The organism is Arthrobacter pascens (genome assembly GCF_017052465.1).
Classification (GTDB): Bacteria; Actinomycetota; Actinomycetes; order Actinomycetales; family Micrococcaceae; genus Arthrobacter; species Arthrobacter pascens.
This window is the reverse complement of the sequence record NZ_JAFHKT010000092.1, coordinates 1-12,337: the sequence shown is the minus strand read 5'-3', so window position 1 is coordinate 12,337 and position 12,337 is coordinate 1. Positions and strand designations below refer to the sequence as shown.

11 protein-coding genes and 3 pseudogenes are annotated in these 12,337 nt (G+C 62.9%); 10 read left to right on the top strand and 4 right to left on the bottom strand.

Annotated features, from left to right (window positions below; translation table 11 throughout):
* Positions 1–137 (top strand): annotated as a pseudogene (locus tag JYA52_RS01360) (IS481 family transposase); the annotation flags it as partial.
* Positions 138–215: 78 nt separating this feature from the next.
* On the opposite strand, the pseudogene JYA52_RS22295 reads toward JYA52_RS01360, so the two are convergent.
* Positions 216–743: pseudogene (locus tag JYA52_RS22295) on the bottom strand (TetR/AcrR family transcriptional regulator); the annotation flags it as partial.
* A 223-nt stretch (positions 744–966) separates the two neighbouring features.
* Here JYA52_RS22295 and JYA52_RS01355 point away from each other — a divergent pair.
* Both JYA52_RS01355 and JYA52_RS22890 read left to right on the top strand, forming a co-directional pair.
* A complete protein-coding gene (locus JYA52_RS01355) occupies positions 967–2,427 on the top strand; it encodes a purine-cytosine permease family protein (protein WP_205651357.1) in 1,461 nt (486 codons plus the stop codon).
* A gap of 9 nt (positions 2,428–2,436) precedes the next feature.
* The gene (locus JYA52_RS22890; protein ID WP_205651356.1) at positions 2,437–3,525 is read left to right on the top strand and encodes an alcohol dehydrogenase catalytic domain-containing protein; all 1,089 of its coding nucleotides are present in this window, start codon (positions 2,437–2,439) and stop codon (positions 3,523–3,525) included.
* 127 nt (positions 3,526–3,652) lie between these two features.
* Here JYA52_RS22890 and JYA52_RS01345 read toward each other — a convergent pair whose 3' ends face one another.
* Both JYA52_RS01345 and JYA52_RS01340 read right to left on the bottom strand, forming a co-directional pair.
* Complete coding sequence (locus JYA52_RS01345; protein WP_205651355.1) at positions 3,653–4,366, bottom strand: SDR family oxidoreductase; 714 nt, start codon at positions 4,364–4,366, stop codon at positions 3,653–3,655.
* A gap of 47 nt (positions 4,367–4,413) precedes the next feature.
* Entirely contained in the window at positions 4,414–5,295 is an 882-nt protein-coding gene (locus tag JYA52_RS01340; protein ID WP_205651354.1) for a helix-turn-helix transcriptional regulator, read from the bottom strand.
* A gap of 102 nt (positions 5,296–5,397) precedes the next feature.
* Here JYA52_RS01340 and JYA52_RS22290 point away from each other — a divergent pair, with 102 nt between their 5' ends.
* The 7 genes and pseudogenes from JYA52_RS22290 to JYA52_RS01310 all read left to right on the top strand — a co-directional run bounded on the left by JYA52_RS22290 (position 5,398) and on the right by JYA52_RS01310 (position 10,869).
* The gene (locus JYA52_RS22290; RefSeq protein WP_240459840.1) at positions 5,398–5,682 is read left to right on the top strand and encodes a hypothetical protein; all 285 of its coding nucleotides are present in this window, start codon (positions 5,398–5,400) and stop codon (positions 5,680–5,682) included.
* The gene (locus tag JYA52_RS01335; protein ID WP_307869275.1) at positions 5,643–6,851 is read left to right on the top strand and encodes an MFS transporter; all 1,209 of its coding nucleotides are present in this window, start codon (positions 5,643–5,645) and stop codon (positions 6,849–6,851) included. Before JYA52_RS22290 ends, JYA52_RS01335 begins: the two co-directional genes overlap by 40 nt.
* An 83-nt stretch (positions 6,852–6,934) precedes the next feature.
* A complete protein-coding gene (locus tag JYA52_RS01330) occupies positions 6,935–7,816 on the top strand; it encodes an aldo/keto reductase (RefSeq protein WP_205651358.1) in 882 nt (293 codons plus the stop codon).
* Positions 7,817–7,835: 19 nt separating this feature from the next.
* Positions 7,836–8,851, top strand: a pseudogene (locus JYA52_RS01325) (aldo/keto reductase).
* A complete protein-coding gene (locus tag JYA52_RS01320; RefSeq protein ID WP_205651353.1) occupies positions 8,848–9,210 on the top strand; it encodes a nuclear transport factor 2 family protein in 363 nt (120 codons plus the stop codon). The pseudogene JYA52_RS01325 and the gene JYA52_RS01320 overlap by 4 nt, the downstream one beginning before the upstream one ends.
* Before the next feature lie 59 nt (positions 9,211–9,269).
* A complete protein-coding gene (locus JYA52_RS01315) occupies positions 9,270–10,307 on the top strand; it encodes a zinc-dependent alcohol dehydrogenase family protein (RefSeq protein ID WP_205651352.1) in 1,038 nt (345 codons plus the stop codon).
* Between the two features lie 160 nt (positions 10,308–10,467).
* Positions 10,468–10,869 carry a (R)-mandelonitrile lyase gene (locus JYA52_RS01310; RefSeq protein ID WP_205651351.1) on the top strand — a complete coding sequence of 134 codons (402 nt, stop codon included), beginning with the start codon at positions 10,468–10,470 and terminating at the stop codon, positions 10,867–10,869.
* A gap of 954 nt (positions 10,870–11,823) precedes the next feature.
* On the opposite strand, the gene JYA52_RS01305 is transcribed toward JYA52_RS01310, so the two are convergent.
* Positions 11,824–12,261, bottom strand: coding sequence for a CBS domain-containing protein (locus JYA52_RS01305; RefSeq protein ID WP_205651350.1), 438 nt, complete (start codon positions 12,259–12,261; stop codon positions 11,824–11,826).
* Between the last annotated feature and the right edge of the window lie 76 nt (positions 12,262–12,337).

Genomic DNA, 12,337 nt, shown 5'->3' with positions numbered 1-12,337 from the left:
CCTACACATCAGAAACCGAGCGAGCAGCCACGTACCCCGATTGGCTACATCAGTACAATCATCACAGGACCCATACCGGCATCGGAGGAAAAACTCCCATCAGCCGCGTTCATAACCTCCGTGGGAATTACACCTAGGGCCAGCCGCTCGATGTAGGCGACGGATGCCTCTATGCCCATCGCGAGGCCCGAAGCAACCCGATCAGGGGTGCTGCTCGAGGCGACGGCCTGGTGAAGGTGAGGCTGCCTGTCCTCGGTTGTATTCCACAGCGGTTCTGGTGAGCCGGCGTCGATGGCGGAACCGAAGACCAAGGCGTCGAGCATCGCAATAAGCCCGACATGTTGGCTTCCGGGAACCCCGGCTTCGACCAGGATCGCGGCCAGCGTCTCGTAGATGGCAAGCGTCGGGACGTCGTCGACGATCCGGCCGATCAGGATGGGAATCGCGGCCGGATACTGGGCGACCGCCTCGCGGTAGGAACGCACCCACGACTCGATACGTGACTGCCAGGGCGAACGACCGGGCTGCAGCGAAGCAAGGTCAATGTTCTTGTAGAACCTCTCCCGCAGCGCGTTGATGATCTCGTCCCTGCCACCACTTAGGTGGTGATACAGGGAAGAGGGGTTCACGCCCAGGTGCCTGCCGATGCCAAGAATGGTGAAGTCGTGCTGGGTATTGATGAGTTCCAGGGCTGCATCCAGGATGATGTCGCGAGAAAGCAGTTGGGTTCGGGGCCTGGCCATGTACCGAGTATTGCAGCCCCCGAGCCGCTGATGGGCAGCAGCGGCGCCTTGCGGGCCGTTACGCGTAATTACCAAACACTATTTGGTTTAATGTGACCTGCGGCATAGTATGTTGGCAACTTTCGTTGCATCAGGAAAAACACGCTTGCAGCACCCCGTTGCACTGAAGCCCCTGTCCCCGGCGCCCGTGCGCAAAGAGAACCCCTCCCTCTGAAGGAACGTCATGACGAATAACTTGTCCGAGACCGGCAGTCCTGCCACCCGTCTCATCGAGGCCCGTTCGATCGACTGGGTCCCGGAAAACGAACGCCACGGGAAACTGTGGCACCAGGGGCCGTTGTGGTTCCTGGGGAATTTCCAGTACTTCTCCATCCCCATCGGGTTCATTGGCCCCTCCATGGGGCTCTCACTGGGATGGACCATCGTAGCGAGCATCCTCGGAATTGCAGTCGGTACGATCTTCATGGCCTTTCACGCCTCCCAAGGACCGACCATGGGTTTGCCGCAACTGATTCAGTCAAGGGCACAGTTCGGATACCGAGGAGTGGTTGTCCCGCTTTTGGCGACGCTGTTTACCTATTTGGCGTTCAATGTGGCCGACACAGTGCTGCTCAGTGAAGGACTTGGAAGCTCATTCGGGTGGAACCCGACCACTATCGCCGTCCTGGCTACCGTCGCCGGAGCGGGATTGGCGATCTTCGGCCATGACTGGCTCCACAAGGCGTTCCGTATCCTGCTCTACGTCTCGCTGCCGGTCATGACCGTCCTGACCGTAGGCGTTATCGGCGGAGCTGCCGGCGGAGCGTGGGATGCGACGCAGTACGGCTTCACCTGGCAGGCGTTCATGGCCCAGTTTGCTGCCTGCGCGGCCTACAACATCACCTATGCACCGTACGTTTCCGACTACTCGCGCTACCTGCCCACGAGCACTCCTGCCCGTTCGGTCATTGCTGCGGTGTTCATTGGCGCTTCCTCCTCCGCGATCTGGCTGATTGCCCTGGGCGCATGGCTGTCCATCGCCTTGGGAGCGACCGATGGTCTCGCTGGCCTGCAGACGGCGGGAAATACCATTTTCGCCCCGCTGGGTGACATCGCGGCCCTGCTCTCGGCACTCGCGCTGATCGCAACGATGGGAATGAACGCCTACGGCGGAATGCTCACCGTGTTGACCACAATCGACTCCGTCCGCCCGATCAAGCCGAAAACCACCGCCCGTGTGGTGACGATCCTTGTGCTGGCCTTGCTTTGGTACCTGATCGCGTCATCTATCAGTGCAGGGTCCGTGGCCACGGTCTTCTCGGCGCTGACCCTGATGCTCTACATCCTGGTGCCGTGGACAGCCACCAACTTGGTGGACTTCTTCGTCGTCCGCAAGGGCCACTACGCGATTGCCGATCTCTTCACTCCCCACGGAATCTACGGCTCCTGGGGGTGGCGGGGACTGACTGCCTTCGGCATCGGGCTACTCACCGAGATCCCATTCATGGTTCTGCCCACCATCGGCGATTGGAGCTACATCGGCCCGGCCGCGACTGCGCTGGGGGACGTCGACATCGCGTGGCTTGTGGGGCTGGCCACGGCGTCGATCGCCTACCTGATCATGGGCCGTTCCATCGACCTCAACGCAGAAGAAGCCGAACGGCACCGCAGCGATGAACAGCTTTCTTCGAAGAATCCGGGATAGGAGAACACCGTGATTGACGCAACCACCTACCGCGCGGGACGCGGCGTAGCACAAGAACCTGTAATTGTTGCCGCTCCCGGTCCGGGCCAGATCCGCGTGAGCATCCGCGCCACGGGTGTCTGCCACTCCGACCTGCATATCGTCAATGGGGACTGGCCCTCCGAGCAGCCTCTCGTTCTCGGCCATGAAGCTGCCGGCGTGGTTGACGAGACCGGCCCCGGCGTCACGACCATACAGCCCGGCGATCACGTTGTCCTCTCCTGGTTCGCCCCCTGCATGCGCTGCAGCAACTGCGCCGCCGGCCGCGGCTGGCTGTGCACGGGCACCACCGCACTGGCAAACACGCTGCCGGACGGAAGTACGCCCTTCAAAGACAGCGAAGGGCAGGAATTGTGGCCATACCTCGGATTGGGCACATTCGCGCCCCATGTCGTTGTCCCGGAGACAGCTGCAGTCAAGGTGGACGATGACCTGCCATTCACGGTCGGTGCCCTGCTGGGCTGCTCGGTGACCACCGGCGTCGGCGCCGTGCTCAACACGGCAAGGGTGCCTGCGGGCGCATCCGCCGTGGTTATCGGCTGCGGAGGCGTCGGCCTCTCAGTGGTGATGGGGCTCAAGCTGGCTGGTGCCCACCCGATCATCGCAGTGGATCTCTCGCCTGCGAAACGGGCAAAAGCCCAGGAGCTGGGAGCAACCATTACCGTGGATCCCCGCGAAACGGACCTCACCGAATACGTCCACGACCTTCTTGGCGGCGTGGACTTTGCCTTTGAAGCCATTGGAAACGAAAAAGTCATTGAAACCCTGCCAGGACTGTTGGCCCCAGGCGGCGCCGCCGTCCTGGTGGGGATGACCCGCTTCGGTGCCCGGTCCAGCATTGACCCCTATGATCTGGCGGACCAAGGCAAGAGCATACTGGGCTGCAACTACGGATCAAGTGTGGCCAGGGTCGACATACCTCGCTTGGCAAAGCTCCATTTGGCCGGTCACCTTCCTCTTGAACAGCTGATCGACAACGTCCGCCCACTGTCGGAGGCGTGCTTGGCCTTGGAGGATCTTGCGGCAGGGACCGGACTGCGCTCAGTCCTGACACCCTGATAGCCCACAGATTTGCCCATTCTCACAGCCGAGTTGGCGCGCCGCCCAGTCAGGTATTTCGCCAGAGCCAACCAAGGCCGTCTTGGCTGGTGCTGCCTAGGTGCCCCAGTACTGGTGGTACTTGCTCCTAGGCTTGGTTCGCTGAGCCCAGCGTCCTGAGGTCTTGGCGTACGCGCTCAGGTTCGGTTTCGACGGGCATGTTCACTTGGTCGCGCACCCCGTCGAATGTATTGGCAGGGTCCCTGTCCAGGGCTCCGAAGATGGGCTTCAAGTCAGGTTGAGCGTGCCCGTGTTCGGCAACGAGTTCGAATGTCTTGTGATCGGCTTCGTCGGAGGCGAGGCTATCGACTAGCAGCCGGGCGATTTGGTGGCGGGCAATGACGCCGTCTGTTGGGCTTCCTGCGTGGCGGGTGTCGACCTGGAGCAGTGTGATTTCCAGTTGGTCGTCGTTGTTGCAGTCGAACCAGCCGGGTCGGACGATGGTGTAGGCGTTGCCGCTGGCGCGGACGATGCGTTCGCTGCGCCGTTTCCAGTCGTGGGTGCTGCCGCGGCGGGTGACCCCGATGGCTGTCATGAGTGCGATGCGCACACGGTGGCCAGCCAGTGCTCGGAGCACGTTTTTCACGGCTCCGTAGTCCACGGCCTCTGCCGCGGAGGCGTCGCCGTATGAGGAACCTTGAGTGAAGACGACGGCGTCAATGTTGGCGACGGCGTCTGTGAGGGTCTCGGCCTTGGTGAGCTGTCCCACCACTGTCTGGGCGGAGGCATCGATCCGGCGTGCCCGCGAGGCGTCGCGCACGAGAGCGCGGGTTTCGTAGCCCTGACGCACAGCTTCGGCCACGGCGTAGAGTTCGACGATTCAGCCCGCTAGCGCATCAGGACGGTCATTCATTCCGATTCCCTGACTGCCGGTTCCACGGCGGTCCGCTGGGTGGCAGCCCAACTGGCCAGGACTTTCAGGGCATCCTCGGAGGGTGTCTCGGGATCCGCTGTGTAGATGTTGATGCGCAGTCCCGGATCGGCGGGGAGTTCAAGCGCTTCGAAACTCAGGTCAAGGTCTCCAACGATCGGGTGGTGTAGCCGCTTCCGGCCGACGCGGTGGTACTTCACGTCATGCCGGGCCCACCGGGTGCGGAATTCCTCGCTTCGGGTTGAGAGTTCACCGATCAGGTCCGTGAGGTCCTTGTCGTAAGGGTTCTTCCCGGCTGTTGACCGCAGGACCGCGACGACGTCATCCGCCGCGCGCTCCCAGTCGGCGAAGAACTCCCGCGCTTTCGGGTTCAGGAAGGTGAAACGCGCACTGTTTGGCGGGGTGGTTTGTTCGGCCATCAAGTCCAGATAAAGCGCACGGCCCAGCTCGTTGGCGGCGAGGACATCCCCGCGGTCGTTGCGGACCCAGGCCGGCGCTGCGGTGATCGCATCAATGACGCGTTGCACGCTCGGCCGCACTGTCTGCGGGCTGCGTTTGCGCCGGACACGGGGAGCGGCGGTGGCGGCGCGGGCCAGATCAAAAAGGTGGGCCGTTTCGGCCTCATCGAGCTTCAACGCACGGCCGAGCGCTTCGAGGACACTGTCCGAAGCACCGGAGAGGTTTCCCCGTTCCAGACGTATGTAGTAATCGATGCTCATTCCGGCGAGCATCGCGACTTCCTCGCGGCGCAGGCCGGCAACGCGCCGGTTGCCGCCGTAGACGGGCAGCCCGGCCTCATCCGGCGTGGTCCTTGCGCGGCGGGAGGTCAGGAACTTCCGCACGTCGTCACTGTGTGTCATGGCTTCCACGCTACGCCGCTGCCCCAGAACGAGGGAGGGACTGGCGTTACCCGGAACGGCCGTGACTCCCCACCGTCGCCAGATCACGGTTGCATGGAGAGCATGAAACCTGAACCTACAACAGCTACCCTCCCGGCTGCGATTCTGGCGATCGTCCTCGTCAGCTACTTCATGATCCTGCTGGACAACTCGGTAATCTTCACCGCCCTGCCGAGCCTGCAGGCAGATCTGCAGCTGAGCACCGGTGAGCTCTCGTGGGTTCAGGATGCCTACACGGTGGTCTTCGGCGGACTGCTGCTCCTCGGAGCCCGGGCAGGAGACCTGCTCGGGGCCGCCGGCGGGTCTTCGTGTTCGGGCTGGTGGTGTTCTCGGTCGCGTCGCTGCTGATCGGACTGGCACCGACTGGCTGGTGGGCGATCGCCGGCCGCGCCGTGCAGGGTATCGGGGCCGCGATCGTCGCGCCCGCCTCGCTCTCCCTGCTCACGGCCAGCTTCCCGGAGGGCCGTGAGCGCACCCGGGCGGTGGCGTTGTACGGTGCCACCGCAGGGATCGGCGCCAGCCTCGGTCTGGTCATCGGAGGGGCTCTTGCCCACTGGATTTCCTGGCGGGCCGGGTTCTTCGTCAACGTACCCATCGGCGCCGCGATGATCGCACTCGCACCGCGATTCCTCCCGGAATCGGGCCGGGGCCGCGGGCGCTTTGACGTATTCGGGGCGGTCAGCGCCACGCTGGGTGTCGGTGCTCTTGTGTTCGGCATCATCAACACCGCCGACCAAGGATGGGCCTCGCCGGTCACAGTCACAGCTGTCACCGTCGGCGTTGCCCTTCTCATCGCGTTCGTCCTGATTGAACGCCGGGCTGCCCAGCCGATAATGCCGTTGCGGCTGTTCACGAGCCGCCGCCGAACCGGTGCCTACCTTGCCCGCTTTCTGTACCTGGGCGCGATGATCGCATTCTTCTTTTTCATCACTCTGTTCCTTCAGGAAGTACTTGGCTTCGACCCCCTGCAGGCCGGCATGGGATTCCTGCCCATGACCGCAGTCAACTTCGCTGTTGCAATGAGCATCCCGAGGCTCGTGGGCAAAGCGCCGGGTTCAATTCCCCTCGTGGCCGGCGTGTTAATCACCCTTTCCGGGATGTTCTGGCTCAGCCGGGTCGGTGTCGACTCCGGCTATCTGACCGGGGTGGCCCTGCCGATGGTCCTCATTGGCGCGGGCCAGGGTCTCGCGTTTGCGCCGCTGACCTCCTTCGGCATTATCGGAGCCCCCGCGGCAGACGCCGGCGCGGCATCGGGGCTGGTGAACACCTTCCACCAGGTCGGTACCTGCCTTGGGCTTGGCATCGCGGTCGCGGCGGCAGCGACCGTCCCGACTACGGGTTCCGCCGTCGCGCACCTGGCTTCGCAGGTCAGCGTGGCCCTCACGACGGGCAGCTTTCTCCTGCTCCTGGCCCTGATCGTGACGGCAGCTTTCATCCTGCCCGCCGATCTTGCCGCCCACCACACAAAGAAGCAGCCCGGGGCTGCCCCTGCGCCGCAGGTCCAAGAGGCGCGTTGATCCAGCAAAGCCATCCACATCAAGGGGGTAATGACGTGCACTCCCAAAATTCCGTACGTCTCAATACCGTGAAAGGCATGAACATGGAACTGACTCTCAACAACGGCATCACAATGCCAGCCCTGGGCCTGGGCGTCTTCCAAAGCGCCCCGGACCAGACCACTGCCGCCGTCGAGGCCGCGCTGGCAACCGGCTACCGGCACATCGACACCGCCGCAGCCTACGGCAACGAGCGGGAAGTCGGGCAGGGCATCCACACTTCCGGCCTTGACCGTCCGGAGGTGTTCATCGAGACGAAGGTCTGGGTCAGTGACTACGGCTATGACCAGACCCTGCATGCGTGGGACAAAGCGACCGGCAAACTCGGTGTCGACTATCTGGACCTGTTCATCCTGCACCAGCCCGCCCCCGACCGGTTCGAAAAAACCATCGCCGCGTACAAGGCGCTGGAGACCCTGCTTGCTGATGGGCACGTCCGGGCGATCGGCGTGAGCAACTTCATGCCGCACCACCTGAAGCAACTGCTCGAGTCGACCGACGTCGTCCCGGCTGTGAACCAGATCGAACTGCACCCCTACTTCACCCAGCCGGACGTTCAGGCAGCTGATGCCCAGCACGGGATCCTCACCCAGGCATGGTCACCGATCGGAGGGATCACCTTCTACCCAGGGTGGGGCCAGGATCGCCGAAACGTGATGGAAGACCCGACAATCGCGGCCATCGCCCGGGCCTACGGCAAAACCCCGGCCCAGGTCATGCTCCGGTGGCACCTGCAGCACGGACGGTCGGCCATTCCGAAATCGACGAACCCGACTCGCATCGCCGAGAACTTCGACGTATTCAACTTCGAACTCAGCGCCGCGGATCTCGCCGCCATCGACGCGCTCGACACCGGCAACCGCAACGGTCCGGACCCGGACGAAGCCCGCGAGGAACGCTTCGCCATGGTCATCCCCGAAGCCTGAAACAGAGAGAAGGAACCACATGGAATACCGCTCCCTGGGCCGCACCGGTGTGCAGGTCAGCCCCTTATGTCTCGGTGCGATGATGCTCGGCCCATGGGGCAACAACGACACCGCGGACTCCATCCGCATCATCCACCGCACTCTCGACGCGGGTATCAACTTCATCGACACCGCCGACGTCTACTCGGGCGGGGCATCCGAGGAAATCGTGGGACAGGCACTGCAGGGGCACCGCGACGAGGTGTTCCTCGCCACCAAGTTCTTCATGCCCATGAGCGAGGACCCCAACCAGCGCGGCGGATCCCGCCGCTGGATTATGCAAGAAGTCGAAAACTCCCTCCGCCGGCTCAACACCGACCACATCGACCTCTACCAGGTCCACCGGCCCAGCCCCGATACCGACGTCGAAGAAACCCTCGGCGCGCTCACCGACCTCGTCCGCCAGGGCAAAGTCCGGTACATCGGTTCCTCGTCGTACTCGGGATCCCAGATCGTCGAAGCCCAGTGGGCTTCCCGGGAACGCAACCTGGAACGGTTCGTCACGGAACAGCCGCCCTACTCGATCCTGGTCCGCGGCATCGAAGAAGACATTCTCCCCACGGTCCAACGCCACGGCATGGGCACGCTCACCCACAGCCCCCTCAGCGGAGGGTGGCTTTCAGGGCGCTGGCGTAAAGACTCAGCTTCCGCACCCACCTCCTCCGCACGTCCGAACGCCCGCTTCGACATGAGCAGCCAGCCAACCAGCGAAAACTCGACATCGTCGAAGAACTTGCCCAGCTGGCCGAACAAAACGGACTGACACTCATCGAACTGGCCATCGCTTTCGCGATCAGCCACCCGGGCGTCACGGCCTCCATCGTTGGCCCGCGCACCGTGGAACAACTCGAGACCTACCTGCCCGCCGCTGACATGTCATTGGGTACAGACGTGCTGGACCGCATCGACCAGCTCGTGGCACCCGGCGTCACCATCAACCCCGAGGACAACAGCTTCGGGGCCCACGAACTCACGCCACAGGCGCGGCGACGATGAAAACCGCGGCGGTAAGAGCGCTCCATGATTCCCTGTGCGCGGCGATGGTGGCAGGGGACGTTGCCGCGCTGGACAAAATCCTGACCGCCGACTTCATTCTCAAGCACATGACCGGGTACGTGCAGTCAAAATCGGAATGGTTGGACGACATCGAAAGCGGGCAGATGCAGTACCACCGGATGGAAACAGTCGAAGTCACCGTCGGCCCAGAAGGGTCAGTGCCCGAGCTGACCGCCCGCACGCTCACGGACGCGACGATCTGGGGAGCAAGGGCAACCTGGCGGCTGACGCTGCGTTCCTTGTTTGAACCCCACGAAGGCGACTGGGTCTTAGCGCGCACCGTCGCATCCACATGGTGAAGCACACGCAGGGGACTGCCTTTTTGTCGGAAGCAAAGAAGAAAACGGAAGGATATCTAATGCGAGCAACCTTTATGTATGGCGCTGGCGATGTGCGGGTGGAGAACGTGCCCGACCCCGTCCTGCAGGACCCGACCGATGCGCTGGTGCGCATTGTCCGTTCGTGCGTCTGCGGTTCGGACCTGCACCCGTACCACAGCATGCCCAAATCCCATCAGGGATCCCCGATGGGCCATGAGTTCATCGGCGTCGTCGAAGAAACCGGCAAAGACGTTTCCACGCTGAAGAAGGGCGACTTTGTCATCGCCCCGTTCGCGTGGTCCGACGGGACCTGCGATTTTTGCCGCGAAGGGCTGCAGACATCCTGCCGACACGGCGGTTTCTGGGCATCCGGCGGGATTGGTGGGGCCCAGGCCGAAGCCGTCCGTGTACCCTTCGCAGACGGCACCCTTGTCAAGGCGCCCGTCGGCGAGGACAGTGAGCTGCTGCCATCACTGCTGACCCTGTCGGACGTCTACGGCACCGGCTACCACGCAGCCATCAAGGCAGGCCTGAACCCCCGCACCAGTGTCACTGTCATCGGTGACGGCGCCGTTGGGCTTTTGGCGGTGCTGTCCGCCAAACAACTGGGCGCAGAACAGATCATCCTGATGGGACGGCACAAAGCGCGAACAGACCTGGGTATCGAATTCGGCGCAACCAATGTGGTGGCTGACCGCGGTGAGGCCGGCATCGAGAAGGTCCGCGAGCTCACCGGCGGTGACGGCACCCACACCGTGCTTGAGTGCGTCGGGCACCGGCCAGCATACGACCAGGCACTCGGCACAGTCCGTCCCGGCGGCGTAATCAGCCGCGTCGGCGTGCCCCACTACGAGGACGCCCCGATCGGCTTCGGCTCCATGTTCGGACCCAACGTCACCCTCACCGGCGGCCCAGCCCCGGTTCGTGCCTACATCGACACGCTGCTACCCGGCGTCCTCGACGGTGCAGTCAACCCCGGCAAGGTCTTCGATCGCACCATCAGCCTCGACGAGGTCCCGGACGGCTACCGCGCCATGGACTCCCGCGAATCCCTCAAGGTCCTCGTCCGCCCGTAACGCACACCGTCCCGAATCACGCACGGATCGAACGGAGGATGTTCGGCGAGCTCATTGAAGCGATTACGCATGCCACGCTCTGCGCCGTGTGGCCCAAGGGCGTGGCGGCGATGGGCATGGCCAAACAACTCTTCACCGAAGAAAAGAAATAAGGAAGACAATGAACATCGAACCCTCAGTACCCACCACGAAGAACCCGGCGGCCCAGTTCGCCGGCGATGTCTGGCTCGACCCGATCGCTCTGCCCCACGAGGAGGACCAGACGATGGTCGTCGCGACCGTTCGCTTCGCTCCCGGTGCCCGCACTGCCTGGCACTCCCACAAACACGGTCAGTACCTCCGCGTCACTCAAGGCGTCGGCCGCTTCGGCGGCCGAGACGGCAAGATCATCGAGGTCCATCCGGGCCAGACGCTCTACACCCCGCCGGGCGAAGAGCACTGGCACGCGGCAGCTCCCGGCTGCTTCATGGAGCACATTGCCATGCTCCAAAACGGTGAAGACCCGTCCACGACCACCAGTTGGGGCGAGCACATCACAGACGATGAGTACAACGGCCGCTGACCAGCAGATGTTATTCACGGGCCAAGTGTCGCAGCCTCAATTTCCACTGTCCTTTGGCGTCTCCGTTTGCCTGGCTCTAAGGAAGTCGAGTCCGTCAGGTGGGGTCTGCTAATTCTGGAATAGGAGCCATTTCGCCTCCACGCCCGCTCCGAAATCCGAATCAGATTCATTGGACGCATCATCATTCTTACAGCGTCAGGACAAAGCATTCCTATTGTCACCTTGCGACAACGAAGCAAAGGGAGGACGCTGTCCGCATACGAATGAAGGAGCACCACCGCCACAGCGAAGGCCGGCCCGGAAGCATGGGCTCGCCCAACGGAAGGTAAGCGGGGGCCGCTTAGCATGACCAACGATCGCGAAGGCAACGAGGCCCAGACGGGAAACGTTGCGCTTGTGACTGGTGCGAGCCGAGGCGTCGGCCGTGGCGTCGCACTTGGCCTTCTGGCGGCGGGTTTCGCATTTACGGCTCGGGCCGCTCGATCGAGCAGGCTGACCTGCCGCGGGAGATACGGCGCCTGCGCTGCGACCATCTCAAAGACGAAGAGACTGTCACCTCGCTAACACGATCTACGGCATTGCCAAAGCGGCGACGGACAAGATGACGACCCGGAACGTATCGCCGCGAACTTCGACGTTTTCGATTTTGAACGCAGCCCTGAGCAGATTTCCGCCATCGACGGCCTCGACACCGGCGTACGCGGTGGCCCGGAACCGGAAACCGTGACGCCCGAGGCCTTCGGCCGCGAAATCCCCGAGGCCTGAAGCTGGATATGGACAACAAACCAGATTTCCGTGAAATCCCAGTGACGACTGCATCGTGGCGGGGGGAGCGTTGTCAGAGCCAGCGCAGCAATCGCGGGCCTGGCAACGAACCGGACAAGACCATGAGTGGGCACAGAATAGCGCCACGGAGAGTGCTCCGTGGCGCTGGTTGCTGATGATTGCTTGACTTTATGAACTGCTCGACTGCATTTTGCGTTCCGAAATGTGCTCCACCAGTTCGCCCACACGCTCCTCCGAGTAGTTGCGCGCGATGTCACCCTGGCTGATGATGCCTACCAACTTGTGGTCAGCAATGACGGGGAGGCGCCGGACCTGGTACTTCTCCATCATTTCGATGGCGGCGTCAACGTTCGCATCGGCGTCAATCCAGTAGGGCTTACCGGTGGCAAGGTCGCGGGCCATCATTTCGCGTGGATCACGGCCCACCGCAACGCACTTGAGCACGATGTCCCGGTCAGTGATCATGCCCTTCAACTTGCCGTCGTCGCCACAGATCGGCAACGATCCGCAGTCCAGATCCTGCATCATCCGTGCGGCATCTACGAGGGACTGGTTCTCCTTAATACACTGTGCATCCGTCGTCATGAATTCACGTACGACACTCATTGGTCCTCCTTCATCGATTGAGGTATCGACGCAGAGTCACCGGGGCACATGCGCCGATGTTGCCAGCCTACGCCGG

Excerpts from the sequence above, each read along its gene's own strand:
- JYA52_RS01330 (WP_205651358.1), top strand. The coding sequence starts at position 6,935 with ATGGAACTGACTCTCAACAACGGCATCACAATGCCAGCCCTGGGCCTG.
- JYA52_RS01315 (WP_205651352.1), top strand. The coding sequence starts at position 9,270 with ATGCGAGCAACCTTTATGTATGGCGCTGGCGATGTGCGGGTGGAGAAC.
- JYA52_RS01310 (WP_205651351.1), top strand. The coding sequence starts at position 10,468 with ATGAACATCGAACCCTCAGTACCCACCACGAAGAACCCGGCGGCCCAG.
- JYA52_RS01305 (WP_205651350.1), bottom strand. The coding sequence starts at position 12,261 with ATGAGTGTCGTACGTGAATTCATGACGACGGATGCACAGTGTATTAAG.
- JYA52_RS01320 (WP_205651353.1), top strand. The coding sequence starts at position 8,848 with ATGAAAACCGCGGCGGTAAGAGCGCTCCATGATTCCCTGTGCGCGGCG.
- JYA52_RS01340 (WP_205651354.1), bottom strand. The coding sequence starts at position 5,295 with ATGACACACAGTGACGACGTGCGGAAGTTCCTGACCTCCCGCCGCGCA.
- JYA52_RS01355 (WP_205651357.1), top strand. The coding sequence starts at position 967 with ATGACGAATAACTTGTCCGAGACCGGCAGTCCTGCCACCCGTCTCATC.
- JYA52_RS22290 (WP_240459840.1), top strand. The coding sequence starts at position 5,398 with ATGAAACCTGAACCTACAACAGCTACCCTCCCGGCTGCGATTCTGGCG.